Below are 17,567 nucleotides of genomic sequence, written 5' to 3' on the forward strand. Positions count from 1 at the left end.
GAGCAAAACACAACATGTCAGAACAGGAGCAACAAACAGAAAAACTATGGAACAAAGGTTTTATTACTATTACATTGATTAATTTTATTGTTTTTCTGGTCTATTATTGTTTTGTCGTCATCACGGCAAAGTTTGCTACGCAAGAATTAGGGGCTTCCGCTGCACAAGCTGGGTTTGCAGCAGGGATCTATATTATAGGAACATTGATTGCCCGCTTGTATATTGGTAAGGTATTGGAGCTAGTTGGACGAAAAGCCATCTTACGTTGGGGAATGATTTTTTATGTCATAACTACGGCGGCTTATTTGATTTCATCGAATATCATGATTTTGGATGGTGTCCGTTTCTTGAATGGTTTCGCCTATGGAGCAGTGTCTACAGCGGCAAATGCAATTGTTACGGCGTACATCCCCTCTTCAAAACATGGAGAAGGAATCAACTACTATGGATTAAGCACGAGTTTAGCAGCTGCTGTCGGTCCATTTATCGGAATGCTGCTGTTACCCTCTTTTGGTTTTGATTTTATTATCCTATTAGCAACTGCTCTTTCGATAGTAACAGCCATTGCTTGTTTCGCTTTCCCAGTGAAAAATATTTCCTTAACACCAGAACACCGAGCAGAACTAAAGAAATGGTCATTCAGCAGTTTTGTTGAGCCAAAAGTCTTGTTTATTTCAGGTCTGGCCTTTTTGATTGGGTTGTCTTATTCCAGTGTATTAGGTTTCCTTTCTATTTATGCCGGAAATCTTGGCCTAGAAACCGCAGGCGCATTCTTCTTTGTTGTTTATGCATTATCCGTAACCTTCACTCGACCAATGACAGGTCGCTTGTTTGATCGTCGTGGTGCAGATGCAGTGATGTATCCAAGTTTTATCTTCTTGACATTAGGATTGTTCTTGTTGAGTATTACAGGCAATAGCTTGATGCTGTTGATTTCTGGCTGTTTTGTTGGACTTGGCTATGGTACATTCATGTCTAATGGACAAGCCGTATGTCTAAAAGAAGTCGATTCTCATCGGATCGGTGTTGCACTTTCTACTTATTTCATTGGTCTAGACTTAGGATTAGGTGTCGGTCCTTATGCATTAGGTAGCTTAAACGGGATGTTTAATTATTCTCAAATCTATATCATTTGCGGAGTGATTCCAGTCGTTGTTATTGTACTGTACAAATTCTTTTATAAAACCAAAAAAGTCGTCGAAAGCGCCGCTATTTCAGAACGTTCGAGAGAAGAATAAAGACAAGGAGTGTAGGAATAATGGACAGCAATCAATTGATTTTAGAAGCACTGAAAAATTTGGTAAACAATGTCAATGAATTGAACAAAGAAATCCATTCGATGGAAGAAGTAAATCAACGTTTGACGATCGAGCAAGTTGAGATTGCTCACGAATTGAAAAACATCAAGCGTGTGTTGATCAACGATAATATCATTGGCTGATCAACGTTAATCAAAGTGGCAGAGCAGTAGTATTGGGTTTCACTACTGCTCTGCCTTAATTTTTGCCCAAGATACGGCAAAAAAACGAACGATTCTTAAAAAACAGCTGTCATTAAAGGGACTAAAATTGAAGACCACTAGAATCTGTGCTATAGTTTGTCTGGGTAGAGATACCTAAATAAATCAGAGTAGGAAATAAAGCGTTAAGTGCCGAAAGGATGGGATGTTGCCTTTTGGACGAAGAACGATTCGTTCGCGGTTTTATTTTCGCATTCGCTGCATGAATTTGTAGCAGCTCTAAAAGGAGATGCTCGTTATGAAAAGAAAAGTCGACGCACACATGATCGCGGTCATGGGGCTTTTGATTGCCCTGATGGTGGTCTTGTCGCAAATCTTGGGGTTTGAAACAGCCTATTTGAAACTCACCTTCACTTTTGTTCCTGAGTTGATTATGGGGATGCTTTTTGGGCCATTCTGGACTGCTGTAGGGGCTTCGGTCGCTGATATAGCAGGAATGATTTTATTCCCTAAATCCGCTTATTTCTTCGGATTTACGATCAATGCATTCGTAGGTGGGTTGATCTACGGTTACTTTTTTTATAGAAAGGAAGTAACTTGGAAACGGGCAGCAACAGTGGTCTTGCTGAATACCCTTCTGATCACATTGATTTTGACACCGATCTGGTTGGCAATGATGCTGAATATTCCATTAACAAGCTGGGCAATTTGGTCGGCTCGATTGATGAAAGCTGTTATCATGTTTCCTATTCAGACAGTTTTGATCTACTTTGTTGGGCGCGCAGTGCCTTATAAACGCTTGACTCGGCGTTTTACCTAATCATTTTAGCAAAAAAAAAAGAATAAAAAACAAACATCCATTAAAGCGAACAGTACACTTAAGTGTGTCGTGTTCGCTTTTTTTACCTTAAAAGGCATGCTAAAATAGGCTGATGTAAAACAAGACGAGGAATTGATGAACTGGAGGAATTTATGAATAAAAAAGGAATCCTTATGGGTGGCTTTATTTTGCTTCTGTTGCTCATTATAGGAGGAATGAAGTGGCTGATGGACCAACAGTCAAATGGGGAAGAACCGACAAACGCTTCACAAACAACGTCAACAAGTTCTCTAAGTACCGAGTCGAGTATTCCCGAACAATCAACTGAGGAGGAAACGACGATTGATAAGCGGATTGACCAAATGAGTCTAGAAGAAAAAGTCGGGCAACTATTTTTTGTACGAGTGCCTGAAATCAATCAAGTCGAAGATATACAAACCTATCATTTAGGCGGCTATGTCTTATTCGGACGTGATACGGAGAATGAGACAGCTGAGACGTTGAAGCAAAAGATTGCTGATTATCAGCAAGCCAGTTCCATACCTTTGCTGATCGGAATGGACGAAGAAGGGGGAACTGTCACTCGAATCAGTCGCAACCCTGCATTGGTACAAACACCATTTTTATCCCCTCAGCAACTTTACCAACAAGGGGGCTGGCAAGCAATTGAAGAAGATACTGCTCAAAAGGCAGCTATTTTCCACGAATATGGCATTTCTACCGGTCTGTTTCCGGTCGCCGATGTATCCACTGACCCTAATTCATTTATCTATGATCGGACCATAGGTTTAGATGCAGCAGGAACCAGTGAATTTGTTCGTAGAAACATTGCCGTTTTAAAAGAGAATCGGATTGGTTCGACATTGAAGCATTTTCCGGGTTACGGCAATAACCGTGATTCACATGTAGAGATCGTTACCGATGATCGTCCGTTAGAAGAGTTGGAAACGAATGATTTCTTACCTTTTGAAGCCGGGATCAAAGCAGGAGCTGACAGTATTTTAGTCTCACATAATATTGTCACAAGTATTGATGACAGCGCACCAGCCTCTATCTCGAAGCCTGTCCATGAATTATTGAGGAAGCAGCTGGGGTTCAAAGGAGTAATCATGACGGATGACATGGATATGGCGGGTCTAGCTGACTTTATTTCTCAATCAGAAGCAGGGCTGAGAGCATTAGAAGCAGGGAACGATTTAGTGATGTCATCTACCTATCAGCAACAGATCCCAGTGATTGTGGATGCTGTCAGAAGTGGTAATTATCCGGAAGCAGCCATCGATGCTTCCGTCAAACGAGTGCTTGAATGGAAAGCTTCCATTGGGTTAATCAATTAAAGAAAACGATCTGAAAGACACTCTTTTCTGCTAACAAGTATTGGCGCAGAAAGAAGACTTTCAGATCGTTTTTTTTTATCCTATACAGATTTTTCCGGCAGCAACATTATAAAAAAGGTTCTTCAGATGGTGCCACTGTCAAAAGGACGTTGGTTGCTAATTCTGATAGTTCAGCAGCGTAGGCAGATTGACCTAAAAAGTGTAGGATCTCAATTGCTTTCGTGATTGTTTGTTTTCCAGTTTCGATTTCACCATGGAAGATCGCGATGATCCCTTCGAAATAGCGGATCATCAATCGAATCCGGTCGTTATCCAATGGAATATTTTTGGTCATATAAAACAAAATTTGTTTAAGATGATCGATCTGATTGCGGTCAATGAAAAGAAAGGCCGCGTTAGTCAACAACTTAGAATAAATATGATAATTGAGACTAAGCAAATTATTATAAAATTCCTGCTTGTTTAGTTGCTCGATTTGAAACAAAATATATTCGTCCGTGAAAAGAAACATTAGATTTGCAAATATGGTAATCTCAAATCTTCCCCAGGTTTCTATTTTGTCGAGGTAGCTCTTTATCGCTGCCTCGATTTTTTCTGTTTCATCGATGGTATGTAGAAAACCCTTTTTCTTTAGGATCAAATAGTACTGGCTATAAAGAAGATAGTAGAAAAAGTCTTGTGTTTCTTGGTAGGTTGTTTTTGACTCGTCAATCAAGATTGCTAGCTGATCATAATCATGTTGGTAATAAGCATTGTGAAATTGTTTCGAGAGTTGCTTCTTTTCATTTAATTGATTGTTTGTCAAATGATACTCAAATTCTTCGAGAGTCACATTCAAGCGATCAAGGTATTTGTAAAGAATATCAAAAGCAATTCGATGACCTTTTTGTTCAAAAGTAGCTAACGTGCTCCGCTCAGATATATCGGCTGCTAACTTTCTTTGGGAAAGATTACGTTCAGTACGTAACTTTTTCAGTAATAGATTGGCTTCCAAAAAAGCACCTCCTAAATGCACCTAGAAAATAGGTGGACGAAAAAATAGTCCAAATCAACTATAGTACTATTTTCCAATTAAACTGAAGGAAAGTCAATTAAAGGAGGAAAAGAAAATGTTTCAATTATTTGGGTTTCCATGGGAAGTTGTTGAAAATATGATCAACATTTTTTCTTTCTTACGCTAAAAGTTCGTTCAGTAAATCTGATCAACATCAGATTTCAGTAACGCAAAAATAGGTGGTTTCTAGTAATAATTTACTATTTGCTCCTCCAAGGTCGTTGACCTCTCCCCAAAGTCCTGCTTAGCAGGCATTCTAGGCTGTCGATCTTAGGAGGAAACAGGAACTTGAAGTAGGAAAAAGCAGGAAAACAGCGATTTCTGCTTTTTCCTATGTTTAAATCAAGAATGATAGACAGAAAACCAGTGGCATTCCAAAAAGGAAGCCACTGGTTTTTTAGTTTATCGAAAAGTCGTTGATTGTCAGATATTCCTCCCATAAAGCGTCAAATAATGGCGACAACTCTTTTAGAGTCTCAGTTTCTTCCATGACATAAGCAGGATACTCAATTGCTGGCAACAATCTATTTGCTGGAACGATGTAATAGTCAAAGTCTTTTTCGTGGTTTCTTACGATATCATAGTCCACAAATTGAATTTGATCCAATAAAAAACTGATTTGCTGAATGGCTGATAAATTCAATGAAGGAATGATTCCCACCTGTAATTTTTGTAAATGATGCTGTTGATAAAACGGATATATGAAAAAAGTCAGATAGTCTAGGACTAGTGATTTGGCTTTTTTGAGCCATTCATAACCAACACGTCGAGTGTATTTTGTCAAAAATGGACGAATCTTTTTCTGTAGATTTGTAAATCCTTTCTTTTGAAAGGATAGATTCAACTCATTTTGAGACCAAAAATCAATCAATAGGCCATTGTTTGCATAAAAAATATACAGAATAATGAAGCTATCTTTTTGAATTTCAGAAAATACTTCTTCATCAAAAGGGATCCCAACGATTTCTGGTAATAATACGTGACTAAAATCAGCCATAAACTCATGAAAAATAGGATCATCTTCTTTGATCTGTTCATAGAAATCACAAAGTAGAGCAGCTCTTTCTGGTGTTGGCTCAGCGAAACGGACTAGAAAGAACAGCATTCCTTTGACATAATTGATCTGATAAGTTACTTGTTTTTCGTCAGTCATAAATGCCGTAAAATAATTTTCTAGAGGATGGTTCATCTTTGAAAATAATTTTTCAAAACCATTGATTGGGTTAAGCAAATAGCCTTGTTCGAATCGAAGTTTGGATACAAATAAAATGACTAAGATCAGTCGTTGGTTAACAGGAGAAAACTTTTGTAATGCTAATTCGTTGATCAAAACCGTTTGATCACTGAAGTCCGTTAAGTAATCCGCTTCTAATGGTGAGTTCTCTAGATAAGTTAAAATTTGAACGTAAAATGAACGGATATTGATTTCATTTCCAGTCAGTTTCAACTGAGAAACATTCAAATGGATTTCTTTTCCCAATAAATAAGTCTTCAGTGGTTTAAGTGCCCGGGTGATCGTTGAATGACTGACAAAATGAACAGTTGAAAAATCATTGATGGTCATTTCCGGGTTCATGATCGATGTAAGTAGAAGTTGGAAAGCAAGGCTTTCCTGAATCAAATACTTCTGATAAAGTGAATAGGAAAGTGGTTCTTCTAATGAACGAACCTTGAAACCTTTTTCACATAACGAAACTTGATAAAGCGCTGAAAACTCTTGTTGCATTTCCTCTATGAGTGGTGCTATCCCGTGATAAGACAAGCCCAGATGCTCGGCGATTTTACTGATATTGATTGGTTGATTGGTATTCTCATTTAAATAAGTCAAAATTGCTAATTTTTTCTTTGCATGATTGGTGAGTAACAGATCTTCAAACATAATCATCCTCCTTTTAAAAATATTATCATAAATATTATTTAATAATGAATCAAAAATGTAAGTTTGAGATGCCAATTTTTGATTAAAAAAGTTCTTCTTTTGTCGTGTTGTGTAATTAAATAATCTCGGTGTAAAATTATCATTGGATTTTATGTGAAGAAAATCGCTATTCAAAAATAGCAGATTTTCTCTTTTTTTTATGCGTTTTTTTAGAGTAAAAGAATCACTATAGAATAATTATTCGGTCTTTAAATATATGTACGTAATTAATAAACGAACGATATAAGAAGATTTTTTGTTTTTAAAATAACACATAATACCTGTTCCTACAAGTTAAAAAACAGTGACAAGTGCGTGTACTTATTTTTATCCATGTGATTTCAGTAAATAGACGATGCTGATCCTTAGGAAATCCTACATGCTGAACTTAGAAAAAGGCGGTACAAAAGCTTTTTGACGATTATTCTTAGAGAACAAGAGAGATGTTAGTTGTGCTTTTTTGTTTACATAGAAATAATCTGAAAAAATTGTTGTCCATTTAGGAGTGAGAATGGTTAGGAGACAATTGAGAATGGCGTGGGTTTCTTCAAAAACGATTTTTTTTATTATCTTTCAAGAAATGGTGACAAAACCTAATAAATATAAGTTGAAAAGCTAGTGCTGATGAATAGAAAAACAAATGTATTTTTACTTCTGGGCGAGGGATAAGTCGTCTTGATTGATAAAAAAACGTAGGGGTGTTAGACTGTTTTTAGAGGAAAAAAAGGAGGACGTAAAATGAAACACGGATTTAGAGATTATTTAGGAGCAAATGAGCGGGAGGCCGGTTTTAACTTATCCTGGGGCTCAATTTTCGCAGGAGTCGTGACGTTTATTGCATTATTCATGACATTTTCATTAATCGGCTCAGCGATCGGCTTTGGAATGGTAGAACCTACTTCAAACAACCCGCTGGATGGTGTGGGAACAGGCTTGATGATTTGGACTGTTGTGACACTGATTCTTTCATTATTCGGCGCAGGATTTGTTTCTGGTGTAGCAGCTAGACGCGTTGGTTTGGTACATGGATTTCTTACTTGGGCAACCAGTATGATCGTTACGATCGTTATGTTATCATATTTAACGATTGGGGCTTTTTCTGTAGTTGGTTCACTATTGGGCAATATCGCTTCAGCTGTCGGAAGTGGCGTAGAGAATGTCGCGTCGGGAACAGCAGATGTCGCATCAAAAGCCTTTGATGAAATTACAGGAAACATGGGAGATATTGATACAGATCAATTGCAAACGGACGTCCGCGACGTATTAAAAGACACTGATGTTCCTGAATTGCAGCCAAACTATTTGCAAGATCAAGTTTCTGATGCAACGAGTGATATTACCGATGCAGGTAAGAAAATCGCTACGGATCCAAATAAAGCAGACGAAATCATCGATGATCTTTCAACAAAATTACAAGATCGGGCAACGAAAATCAGCGATTCCGTTGATGAAGATGCCATTTCAAATGCGGTAGCAAAAAATACCGATCTAAATCAACAAGAAGCACAAGAAGCTACCCAAAATATTGTCAATGGGCTGCAAAAAGCTTCTGACGAAGCACAACAGCAAATTGAAACAGCACAACAAAATCTTGAACAAGCAAAACAAGATATCGATCAAGCAGTCAAAGATGCGCGTAAAAAAGCTGATGAAGTAAGTGATGCAACTGCTAAAGCATCAATTTGGGGCTTTGTAGCAATGGTCTTAGGACTAGTTCTAACATCGATCGGCGGCATGGTCGGAGCGAACTTAGTCAAAACTGCCGATCATGAAAATCGGATCTAAAGGAAAAAGACAAGCACGAAAATAGTAGTGAGTGACCAATCATCGATGCAGTATCTCCATGGGAGACGGATCATTGATGGTTGGTTTTTGTATCAACAAGTCATTGCCTCCAATGGTGAAAACTTAAACAATTACTATCAAAATATATCCAACCATAAGCCCTCTGAAGAAGCTGTTTTTCTAAAAGTTGAGAAAAACAGCCGGAGTGCTAATGGTTGGATTTTTTATGTTCTTTCAATAGTTATACTGCTTACTGGTTTGGTAGTAATAGGCGTACAGTAGTTCCTTCATTGACGCGAGAGACAACGGTCAAGCCATATTTTTCCCCGTAGAGTAACTTGATTCTTTGATCGATATTCTCCAATCCGATACCAGAATAATGTTCGATCGACTGATTCTTATTCAACGAGGATGCTTCATCAAAGCCGATACCTGTATCAATGATTTCGATGATTAGTCCTGATTTACTGATGCGAGAAAAGATTTGAATATAGCCTTTTTCTTCTTCAGGAAACGCATGCAGATAAGCATTTTCGATGATTGGCTGCAAGATCATTTTAGGAACCAAACAATTTTCACATTCTTCTGCGGAGAAGATCGTTGATTGAATCCGGTCACCATAGCGAACGTTCATCAGGATCAGATATTCTTCTACGATGGCTAGTTCATCCTTTAATGGAACGATCTCTTTGCGGTTGAATGTATGGCGAAGCAATTGAACGAAACTATCGATGGCTTGAGTTGCTTTCTCTTGTTCATTTTGCCAAATCAAAAATTTGATTGCTGTTAGTGTATTATAAACAAAATGGGGTTGGATCTGCATCTGTAAGGAACGGATCTCAAATTTGCGTTTTTCCGCTTCGGTGATCATCAAATGGTCGACATAGGATTCTAAATCCTCCAGCATCAAATTATAGGCACGACCTAGTTCTTGCGTTTCATACGTGCCATTGATTGAGACTTTATTGCTGAAATCACCTTGTGTGACTGCCGGCAGCTTGTCGATCAATTGATAGATAGGTTGTGTGATTGTTCGAATGATCCAGAAAGCGAACAGACTAAAAAGCAAAATACTAAGAAAAGCGATCAGTACGGCTGGTTTGATCAGATTCATATTGCGTACTAAATGAGATTCATCTAGGAGATCATAAAATGTGAATTGATAAGAATAAAGAGGCATTTGATTAACAGAATCATTTTTCACTTCGATCATTGCTGGATCAAAAGCTGTTCCTAGTTTTTGTTCTTCAGAAGAGGACAAGATCTGTCCTTGATCATTGACCACGTAGATGGTATGCAATGTGGTGTCTAACAACTGCCGATAAATAGAAGAAAAATCAGATTCTTTCAAAAAAATCAACGCGTAACCGAATAAAGCATCGTCTTTCATTAATTTCCGCACGTACATCAGTCCTGGTGAATGGCTCGTAGAAGTGCTCAACCCTTGCTCCAGAAAATAGTATTGACTAATAGCCTCATTTTCATTGATTTGCTGCGTAAATTCACTTGCCAAAAAAGTTTCAACCGACTGGTTTCGGACAGCATCATTTTGAAAGAATGATCGTCCGTTCGTTCCAATCAATACCAAGTTGGAAGGAATCGTTTGAAAAAGCGAGCGAGTATCTTTCAACTGTTCATTGAGTTCTAAAATCGTTCTTCCCTGATTTAGCTGTCCTTTTAAATAATTTTCTACGGCTTTACTCTCATCGACGACATCAAAAATACGATTGATATTCTCATTCAAGCGCTCATAATCTTCCTGGATCTTATCCAAAAGCAAGCGGTTCGAGCTCTGATACGAAGCCACATAAGCATCTTTGGACCGTCCATAGATAACGATCACTGTCAGTAAACAAACACTGATTACTCCTACCACAACAAACAAAAAGATTCGGCTGAACAATTCATTTTTTTTGAGCCACTGTTGGATTCTCATAATTGGTTCAACCGCCGATACTTAGAAGGAGTGACTTGAAATTCTTTTTTAAAGATTCGAGAAAAATAGCTGATATCGGAATAACCAACTGCTTCACTGATTTCTGACAAATTCAACTCAGATTGGGTCAGCAACTCTTTGGCTTTTTCTAGACGTGTATTTTTTAAATAATCAGAGAAACTCATTTTTAATTTTGAAGAAAGGAAAGCTGACAAGTAGGTATAACTAAAGTGGAACGTTTCTGCCAACTCAGATAGTGAGAGACTCTTCATATAATTGTCTTGAATGAAGCGCTGGATCGAGACCAGTAAGTCATCTTCATCCATAGGGGAAAGAGTCGTCAATTGCAGACGTATCTCATCGATCGTTGACAATAACAAATCGGAAAAATCTTCTAAATACAAGACATGACCGATCTCATGGAGAAATTCCGCTCGCAAGCGACTAAAGCGGGAAGCTGTTGGAAATTCTTCTTCTAAGCGGGACAACAGCGTATAAAAAATACTGCTGGCCTGCTGCTTCAAAAAGTTAGGATCGACATTTGATAGAATCATCTCATTGAAATAGTCTTCGATACGTGTAATCCCCAATAAAAAATTATTGTCTAATAATGCCCGTAAAAATTTTTTTGTATCAAAACGATCACTTTCCATATACAAAAAAAGCTCTTGTTCCAAGACAAGCCGCTGCTGCTTATAAAAAAAGGATTGTTCACGACTTTTATCTTTTAGAGTCAGAAAAGCCGAACGCAAGTCTTCAATCGATTCAAACGGGCATCCAAGGGTAAAAAAGGCATTCGGTTCGGTATAGTTCAACTGGTCCAAACAATTTTTCAAAGAAGCAAAAAAATCACTTTCTTCTGCGTAACTGATCAATAGTCCCGCATCATTATTACTGGTCTTGAACGCCAATGTTTTCAAGCGAGAATTCGATTGCGAAAATTCTGTCAATGCATGAAAAAGCTGTTCAGTGGAACGAAAATAACTGACATTCGTATAAAGAAAACATAGTTGCTGTTTCATAGCTATTTCAAGATAGTCAGCAAAAGGAGTAAGTGGTTCTTCATACCCAGCCAGATAGCGATTCAAAGATTCTTGTAATGGGACCTCAGCGGTTATTTGGCGGGTATCAGATATTTTTTCGCGGATGGTGTTTAGGGCTTTCAGCAACAAAGCAGGCGTCAATGTTGGCTTTAGCAAGTAATCAATGGCACCGTTCTTAAAAGACTGACTGACATAGTGAAAATCATCATAACTGCTCAATACCAGAAAATGGATAGATGGGTATTGTTGTTGAATGATGGTTGTTAATCGGATGCCGTCCATTTGCGGCATTTTTAAATCTGTGATCACGATCTCTGGCTGTAATTGCTGGATCAGGGTTAGAGCCTCCTGTCCGTTTGCTGCATCTCCTAGCAAGCGAAAACCTTCTTGCTCCCAACGAATCATATGTTTTAAACCATCACGAATAGTGGTCTCGTCATCCACAAGCAAGACTGTATGTAAATGATGCATGGTATCCCCCCTATTTCTTTATTCTAGTATAAACGCTTTCATAAAAGAAAGGTATTGGTAAAAATTTTCTATTTTTGGACTATTTTAGTAAGCTCTTCCACGCGTATTGTATCCGTTTACAACTCCAGTGTATAGTAAAAATGTAATTAAAAGGAAAGAGGGAGAAAAATGAAAAAATTGCTTGCATCACTTGTGACTGCCGCTACTGTATTGACATTGACAGCTTGTGGCAGCAACAACGAAAGTACTGGTGACACTGGAGGTTCTTCTGATAAGGTTACAGTTTGGGCTTGGGATGAGACTTTCAATATCAAAGCTGTCAATGAAGCAAAAAAGGTTTACGAAAACAAGGATGTTGATGTGGAAGTAGTGACCATGTCACAGGATGACATCGTTCAAAAGTTGAACACTAGTCTAGCATCAGGCAATACGGATGGCTTGCCAAATATCGTTTTGATCGAAGACTATCGTATTCAAGGCTATTTATCTTCCTATCCGGATGCTTTCAGCGACTTAACTGATATTGTCAATGAAGATGACTTTTCCAGCTACAAATTCGCCGTCAACAAAATCGATGATGTGATCTACGGTGTACCTTTTGATAGTGGGGTAGCAGGGCTGTTTTATCGTACAGATTATTTAGCAGATGCAGGATATGAAGCTGCTGATCTCCAAGATATTACCTGGGATGACTTTATTCAAATTGCCAAAGATGTCAAGGAGAAAACGGGACATGCCATGATGTCTCTGGATCCAAGCGATTTGGGATTGGCACGGATCATCATGCAGTCAGCTGGTGAATGGTATACCGGTGAAGACGGCACCACAGTAACGATTAAAGACAACGAATCATTCAAAGCCGGCTTGAATGTATTGGCGACACTACTGAATGAAGGATTAGTTGAACAAGTCTCTGATTGGGATGGCGGCGTCAATGCAGTCCAATCCGGAAATGTTGCTGCAGCACCAACAGGCGCTTGGTATTCTAGTACGATTCAAGGGGCTGAAGATCAAAGCGGCAAATGGGCGATTGCACCGATTCCGGCACTAGCTGGTGGCAATTCAGTGAACGCATCAAGTATTGGCGGAGCAGGATGGTATGTCATTAAAGGCGTAGCTGGTGAAGAGAATGCGAAAGACTTTTTAGCGAAAACGTTTGCTTCAAATAAAGAATTGATGGGAACATTGGCAACTGAAATTGGGCTGGTTTCAACGATGAATGCTGCCGAAGAGACAAAAGAATATACTTCAGGACTTGATTTTTATGGAGGACAAAAAGTTTTCCAAGACTTCTCTCAATGGTCACAAGAGATCCCGGCCGTCAACTACGGCAATCATACTTATGCGATCGAATCTGTATTGACAGAAAGCTTGCAGCGAGTAATCAATGGGGAAGATATCGATAAAGTACTAGAAGATGCACAAACACAAGTAGAAGCACAAATCGCAAACTAAGCAAATCATTTAGCTATGGTTTCATAATCAATAAATCAGATACGAACGATAGCTGCTGGTACCAATAATTTCCCATTAGAGGAGATTGTTAAGCAGCAATCGTTCGTATAGTCATTAGATTGGTGCCATAGTGTCGTTTGAAGGAGGAATCACCATGAAAAATAAATCGAAAAATTGGTTTGCGAATGGAAACGCGTTTATTTCTTTGCCTGTGATCTTGATTACACTATTAGTATTTGTTCCTATGATTTCAGCTCTTTTTACGTCTTTCCAGTCGGGACCGCCGACAACGATGTCATTCAACGGTTTGGGAAACTATCAGCGGATGCTGAGTGACTCAACCTTTAAGAAAGCTTTTGGTAATACATTTTTATACTTATTGATCCAAGTACCGATCATGCTGTTTTTGGCATTGATCGTCTCGAACATACTAAATGACAAAAAATTAAAATTCAAAGGTCTTTTCCGAACGGCCTTGTTTTTACCTTGTATCACTTCATTGGTCTCTTACTCGTTGATCATGAAAAGTTTATTCTCAGCGAATGGGTTAGTCAATAATTTTTTAATGCAAATTCATTTGATTGAGGTGCCGATTCAATGGCTAACGGATCCTTTCTGGGCAAAAGTCTTGATTATTTTTGCCATTACTTGGCGCTGGACAGGCTATAATATGATTTTCTTTATTTCTGGTATGCAAAACATTGATCCTAGCATCTATGAAGCTGCTGAAATTGATGGTGCGACTAAATGGGATCAACTTTTCAAGATAACTATTCCTAATTTGCGGCCAATCATTTTATTCACGACAATTACTTCAACGATCGGAACATTGCAATTATTTGACGAAGTACAAAATATTACAGGTGGGGGACCTGCCAATGCAACCACCACGCTCTCGCAGTACATTTATAATTTAAGTTATAAATTCACCCCGAACTTTGGCTATGCGGCGGCAGTATCCTTTGTGATCGTGATCGCTATTGTGGTCTTATCCGTCATCCAAACAAAATTAGGAGGGAAAGAAAATTGAAAACACTCTCTTTAAGCTTAAAGTATCTTTTCTTAGGTCTTTTGGCCTTTATTTCCGTCTTTCCATTTGTCTGGATGGTATTGGGAATGACCAATCAAACCTTTGACATTGTGGCAGGAAAAATCATGATCGGTGATCAGCTGGTGATCAATTTCCAAAATTTATTTGCTTCTGAACTGAACTTTACTCGTGCTTTGGGCAACTCTGCAGTGATTGCGGTCATTACGACCGTCTTCGCGTTGCTGTTTTCTTCCATGGCGGGCTATGGGTTTGAGATCTATCGAACCAAAACAAAAGATCGCATTTTCAATATTTTACTCTTATCGATGATGGTTCCTTTTGCGGCTTTGATGATTCCGTTATACCGCATGTTTAGTCAGCTTAGCGGAACCCCAATCGGAATCAATACTTTTGCAGTGGTCATTTTACCTTCTGTTTGTACAGCGTTCCTGATTTTCTTTTTCCGCCAAAATATCAAAGCTTTCCCTAAAGAATTAGTAGAAGCAGCCCGCATTGATGGGCTAAATGAGTTAAGTATTTTCTTCCGAGTCTATATGCCTACTGCTAAAAATACTTATGCAGCAGCAGCGATCATTACCTTTATGAATAGCTGGAACAACTACTTGTGGCCATTAGTTGCCTTGCAATCACCGGATAAACGGACAGTTCCGTTGGTTTTATCTGCGATGGGGGCTTCCTATACACCGGATTACGGCATGATGATGTGCGGGATCGTGATCGCCACTTTGCCAACAGCGATTATCTTTTTCGTATTACAAAAACAATTCGTACAAGGCATGTTAGGTTCTGTGAAGTAAAGAAAAGAGAAAACGAGGAAATGAAATGATCCATTTTGATAAAAAAAACCAAATTTTTCATTTAAGCAACAACAAAATCAGTTATGTGATGCAGATCGAAGAAGGTGGAAATTTAGCGCATATCTACTTTGGAAAGAAAATTACCCATTATTCTGGCCATTATCGTTACCCGCGATTAGATCGTTCTTTTTCGCCGAATCCAGCAGGCAGCAAGGATCGCTTATTCTCGCTGGATACACTGATGATGGAATTTCCTGGGAATGGGTTCGGTGATTTTCGTGAAGCGGCATATGATATCCAACTGCCAAATGGCAGTCATGTTGCGCATTTTATCTATCAAAGCCATGAAATCAGTCAAGGCAAACCAGCACTTGCGGGGTTGCCTCAAACTCACGGTGCTCCGCAAGAAATCGAAACGTTGCAAATCATATTGCGAGATGAAGTTGCCGCGCTTGAATTGGTTTTGAACTATAGTATTTTTACTGATACATCAGCAATCATTCGTTCAAGTGCCTTAAAAAATGACGGTCTTGAACCAATCGTTATCCATCAACTAGCCAGTCAATCACTGGATTTTCCCAACCGACCGCTTGATTTGATCCAATTGAATGGTGCATGGGCGAAAGAACGGCAAATCAGTCGAGAACCAGTTCAGACAGGTATCAAGAAATTGGACAGCAAGCGAGGTTCCAGCAGCCATCAACAGAATCCTTTTGTTATTTTGGCAGATCCCGCTACAACAGAATTCTCGGGAGAATGTTATGGCGTTAGTTTACTGTATAGCGGCAATCACGAAATGATTATCGAAAAAGATCCTTATGATCAAACGCGGCTCATCATGGGCATCAATAGTTATCGATTTGCTTGGACAGTACCACCTCAGGAAAGCTTCCAATCACCAGAAGTGGTTACAGTTTATAGTAATCAAGGGCTCAACCAAATGTCACAAACCTATCATCGCTTTTATAATAGTCATCTTATTCGTGGACAGTATCAGCTGACTGAACGTCCGACGTTGATCAATAACTGGGAAGCCACTTATTTTGATTTCGATGAAGAAAAACTGGAGCAGATCGTCGATGAAGCGAAGGCATTGGGAATTGAATTGTTTGTTTTGGATGACGGTTGGTTTGGTGCACGAGAAAATGATTTGACTTCTCTGGGTGACTGGTATGAGAATGAAGGAAAGTTAGCTTCTGGTCTGCGAGGGTTTGCGGAAAAAGTCCATCAGAAGGGTTTGAAATTCGGTCTCTGGTTAGAGCCGGAAATGATCTCAGAAGCGAGCGAGTTGTATCGTCAGCACCCCGAGTGGGCCTTAAAAGTACCTGGACGTTCTCCCGCATTAAGTCGCAGTCAGTTTGTATTGGACTTTTCTAGAGAAGATGTTCGGAAACATATTTTTGATCAGTTAGCCCTTCTATTTAACGAAGTACCCATTGATTATATTAAGTGGGACATGAATCGCAACATGACGGATGTCTATTCATTGTTGTTAGATCCTACCCAGCAAGGGGAGGTGTTCCATCGCTATATTTTAGGTCTGTATGACTTTTTAGAACGATTGACAGCTGCTCATCCCACTATTTTGTTTGAAGGATGTTCTGGCGGGGGCGGTCGTTTTGATGCAGGTTTCTTGTATTACATGCCGCAGATATGGACGAGTGATAATACCGATGCGGTAGCCCGTTTGAAAATCCAATATGGAACCAGCCTGTCATACCCGGCTTCTAGCATGGGTTCGCATGTTTCAGCAGTGCCTAACCACCAAACACAGCGGATCACTGACTTAGCGATCCGCGGAAACGTTGCAATGTCTGGTGTCTTGGGCTATGAGCTGGATTTGACGACAGTGACCGATGAAGAAAAAGCAGCCATCAAAGAGCAAGTTGCCTTTTATAAAAAACATCGACAACTCTTCCAATATGGCACGTTTATTCGCTTGTTGAGTCCTTTTGCAGGAAATGATACTGCATGGATGTACGTTTCTGAAGATAAACAAGAAGCGATTGTTTTCTATTTCCGTGTATTAGCCGAAGCATCAGCACCGCTAATCACTCTCAAATTGGCGGGATTAGCGGCAGATACAGTGTATCAAATGGGGGGATATAAAATCGGCGGCGATGAATTGATGCGGATCGGTTTCTATATTGATCCTGCTTTATCCGGCGACTATGCAACACAAATGGTTCATCTAACAGCGATCAACAATGACTAAGGTTCTTTTCAGTAATCACTATCAAATGAAATCAAACGAATAGAGCTGTAACAGAAGCAAAAGCAGACGAAATGATCCAAACTGGACTTGAGAAAGAATTCTTCTCTCTGTGACTAGGGACGAGGATCGGATTGTAGAGAGGATTCGATGTGTCTTCGGATCGTTTGTTTGTTGAAGTGCTTATGTTGCAGTTTTTTCTAGTAGAGTTGTTTTTTCTGCTAAATCT

Annotated in this window: 13 protein-coding genes and 1 riboswitch; of the genes, 9 read left to right on the plus strand and 4 right to left on the minus strand. The window is 39.1% G+C overall.

The features are described from left to right. Nucleotides 1-14: 14 nt before the first annotated feature. From IGJ28_RS15320 to IGJ28_RS15335, 4 genes are all read left to right on the plus strand, one after another. Nucleotides 15-1,238 (plus strand): MFS transporter, encoded by a 1,224-nt coding sequence (locus tag IGJ28_RS15320; protein WP_103299824.1) that lies wholly within the window; start codon nucleotides 15-17, stop codon nucleotides 1,236-1,238. 20 nt (nucleotides 1,239-1,258) lie between these two features. Next, nucleotides 1,259-1,441: a hypothetical protein gene (locus IGJ28_RS15325; RefSeq protein ID WP_003125992.1), complete on the plus strand. Its 183-nt coding sequence runs from the start codon at nucleotides 1,259-1,261 to the stop codon at nucleotides 1,439-1,441. Nucleotides 1,442-1,623: 182 nt separating this feature from the next. Beyond that, a riboswitch (THF riboswitch) is annotated at nucleotides 1,624-1,722 on the plus strand. A 26-nt stretch (nucleotides 1,723-1,748) separates the two neighbouring features. After that, on the plus strand, nucleotides 1,749-2,279 hold the full coding sequence (locus tag IGJ28_RS15330; protein ID WP_029486579.1) for a folate family ECF transporter S component: 531 nt from the start codon (nucleotides 1,749-1,751) through the stop codon (nucleotides 2,277-2,279). 152 nt (nucleotides 2,280-2,431) lie between these two features. Next, entirely contained in the window at nucleotides 2,432-3,616 is a 1,185-nt protein-coding gene (locus tag IGJ28_RS15335; RefSeq protein WP_103299491.1) for a glycoside hydrolase family 3 N-terminal domain-containing protein, read from the plus strand. A 106-nt stretch (nucleotides 3,617-3,722) separates the two neighbouring features. Here the strand turns inward: IGJ28_RS15335 and IGJ28_RS15340 are convergent, their stop codons facing one another. Together IGJ28_RS15340 and IGJ28_RS15345 are read right to left on the minus strand one after the other, a co-directional pair. Next, nucleotides 3,723-4,610 carry an Rgg/GadR/MutR family transcriptional regulator gene (locus IGJ28_RS15340; RefSeq protein ID WP_252711467.1) on the minus strand — a complete coding sequence of 296 codons (888 nt, stop codon included), beginning with the start codon at nucleotides 4,608-4,610 and terminating at the stop codon, nucleotides 3,723-3,725. Between the two features lie 457 nt (nucleotides 4,611-5,067). Continuing rightward, nucleotides 5,068-6,549 (minus strand): helix-turn-helix domain-containing protein, encoded by a 1,482-nt coding sequence (locus tag IGJ28_RS15345; protein WP_228073953.1) that lies wholly within the window; start codon nucleotides 6,547-6,549, stop codon nucleotides 5,068-5,070. Nucleotides 6,550-7,326: 777 nt separating this feature from the next. Between IGJ28_RS15345 and IGJ28_RS15350 the strand changes: the two genes are divergently transcribed. Beyond that, nucleotides 7,327-8,373 (plus strand): hypothetical protein, encoded by a 1,047-nt coding sequence (locus tag IGJ28_RS15350; RefSeq protein ID WP_252711466.1) that lies wholly within the window; start codon nucleotides 7,327-7,329, stop codon nucleotides 8,371-8,373. Nucleotides 8,374-8,623: 250 nt separating this feature from the next. On the opposite strand, the gene IGJ28_RS15355 is transcribed toward IGJ28_RS15350, so the two are convergent. Continuing rightward, nucleotides 8,624-10,309, minus strand: a complete 1,686-nt coding sequence (locus IGJ28_RS15355) for a cache domain-containing sensor histidine kinase (RefSeq protein ID WP_171917403.1) — start codon at nucleotides 10,307-10,309, stop codon at nucleotides 8,624-8,626. Beyond that, on the minus strand, nucleotides 10,306-11,823 hold the full coding sequence (locus tag IGJ28_RS15360) for a response regulator transcription factor (RefSeq protein ID WP_113849492.1): 1,518 nt from the start codon (nucleotides 11,821-11,823) through the stop codon (nucleotides 10,306-10,308). Before IGJ28_RS15360 ends, IGJ28_RS15355 begins: the two co-directional genes overlap by 4 nt. 168 nt (nucleotides 11,824-11,991) lie before the next feature. On the opposite strand from IGJ28_RS15360, the gene IGJ28_RS15365 reads away from it, so the two are divergent. The 4 genes from IGJ28_RS15365 (at nucleotide 11,992) to IGJ28_RS15380 (ending at nucleotide 17,341) form a co-directional block, all read left to right on the plus strand. Continuing rightward, nucleotides 11,992-13,278: an ABC transporter substrate-binding protein gene (locus tag IGJ28_RS15365; RefSeq protein ID WP_003126003.1), complete on the plus strand. Its 1,287-nt coding sequence runs from the start codon at nucleotides 11,992-11,994 to the stop codon at nucleotides 13,276-13,278. 154 nt (nucleotides 13,279-13,432) lie between these two features. Beyond that, nucleotides 13,433-14,308: a carbohydrate ABC transporter permease gene (locus IGJ28_RS15370; RefSeq protein WP_021150076.1), complete on the plus strand. Its 876-nt coding sequence runs from the start codon at nucleotides 13,433-13,435 to the stop codon at nucleotides 14,306-14,308. Beyond that, the gene (locus tag IGJ28_RS15375) at nucleotides 14,305-15,126 is read left to right on the plus strand and encodes a carbohydrate ABC transporter permease (RefSeq protein ID WP_138372152.1); all 822 of its coding nucleotides are present in this window, start codon (nucleotides 14,305-14,307) and stop codon (nucleotides 15,124-15,126) included. Before IGJ28_RS15370 ends, IGJ28_RS15375 begins: the two co-directional genes overlap by 4 nt. 25 nt (nucleotides 15,127-15,151) lie before the next feature. Next, nucleotides 15,152-17,341, plus strand: coding sequence for an alpha-galactosidase (locus IGJ28_RS15380; protein WP_252711465.1), 2,190 nt, complete (start codon nucleotides 15,152-15,154; stop codon nucleotides 17,339-17,341). Nucleotides 17,342-17,567: the final 226 nt, after the last annotated feature.

The organism is Enterococcus sp. AZ091 (assembly GCF_051714805.1).
Lineage (GTDB): Bacteria > Bacillota > Bacilli > Lactobacillales > Enterococcaceae > Enterococcus_D > Enterococcus_D gallinarum.

What these genes read in the sequence shown, in the direction of transcription:
- IGJ28_RS15320 (WP_103299824.1), top strand. Translation starts at nt 15, where the DNA reads ATGTCAGAACAGGAGCAACAAACAGAAAAACTATGGAACAAAGGTTTT.
- IGJ28_RS15325 (WP_003125992.1), top strand. Translation starts at nt 1,259, where the DNA reads ATGGACAGCAATCAATTGATTTTAGAAGCACTGAAAAATTTGGTAAAC.
- IGJ28_RS15330 (WP_029486579.1), top strand. Translation starts at nt 1,749, where the DNA reads ATGCTCGTTATGAAAAGAAAAGTCGACGCACACATGATCGCGGTCATG.
- IGJ28_RS15335 (WP_103299491.1), top strand. Translation starts at nt 2,432, where the DNA reads ATGAATAAAAAAGGAATCCTTATGGGTGGCTTTATTTTGCTTCTGTTG.
- IGJ28_RS15345 (WP_228073953.1), bottom strand. Translation starts at nt 6,549, where the DNA reads ATGTTTGAAGATCTGTTACTCACCAATCATGCAAAGAAAAAATTAGCA.
- IGJ28_RS15350 (WP_252711466.1), top strand. Translation starts at nt 7,327, where the DNA reads ATGAAACACGGATTTAGAGATTATTTAGGAGCAAATGAGCGGGAGGCC.
- IGJ28_RS15355 (WP_171917403.1), bottom strand. Translation starts at nt 10,309, where the DNA reads ATGAGAATCCAACAGTGGCTCAAAAAAAATGAATTGTTCAGCCGAATC.
- IGJ28_RS15360 (WP_113849492.1), bottom strand. Translation starts at nt 11,823, where the DNA reads ATGCATCATTTACATACAGTCTTGCTTGTGGATGACGAGACCACTATT.
- IGJ28_RS15365 (WP_003126003.1), top strand. Translation starts at nt 11,992, where the DNA reads ATGAAAAAATTGCTTGCATCACTTGTGACTGCCGCTACTGTATTGACA.
- IGJ28_RS15370 (WP_021150076.1), top strand. Translation starts at nt 13,433, where the DNA reads ATGAAAAATAAATCGAAAAATTGGTTTGCGAATGGAAACGCGTTTATT.
- IGJ28_RS15380 (WP_252711465.1), top strand. Translation starts at nt 15,152, where the DNA reads ATGATCCATTTTGATAAAAAAAACCAAATTTTTCATTTAAGCAACAAC.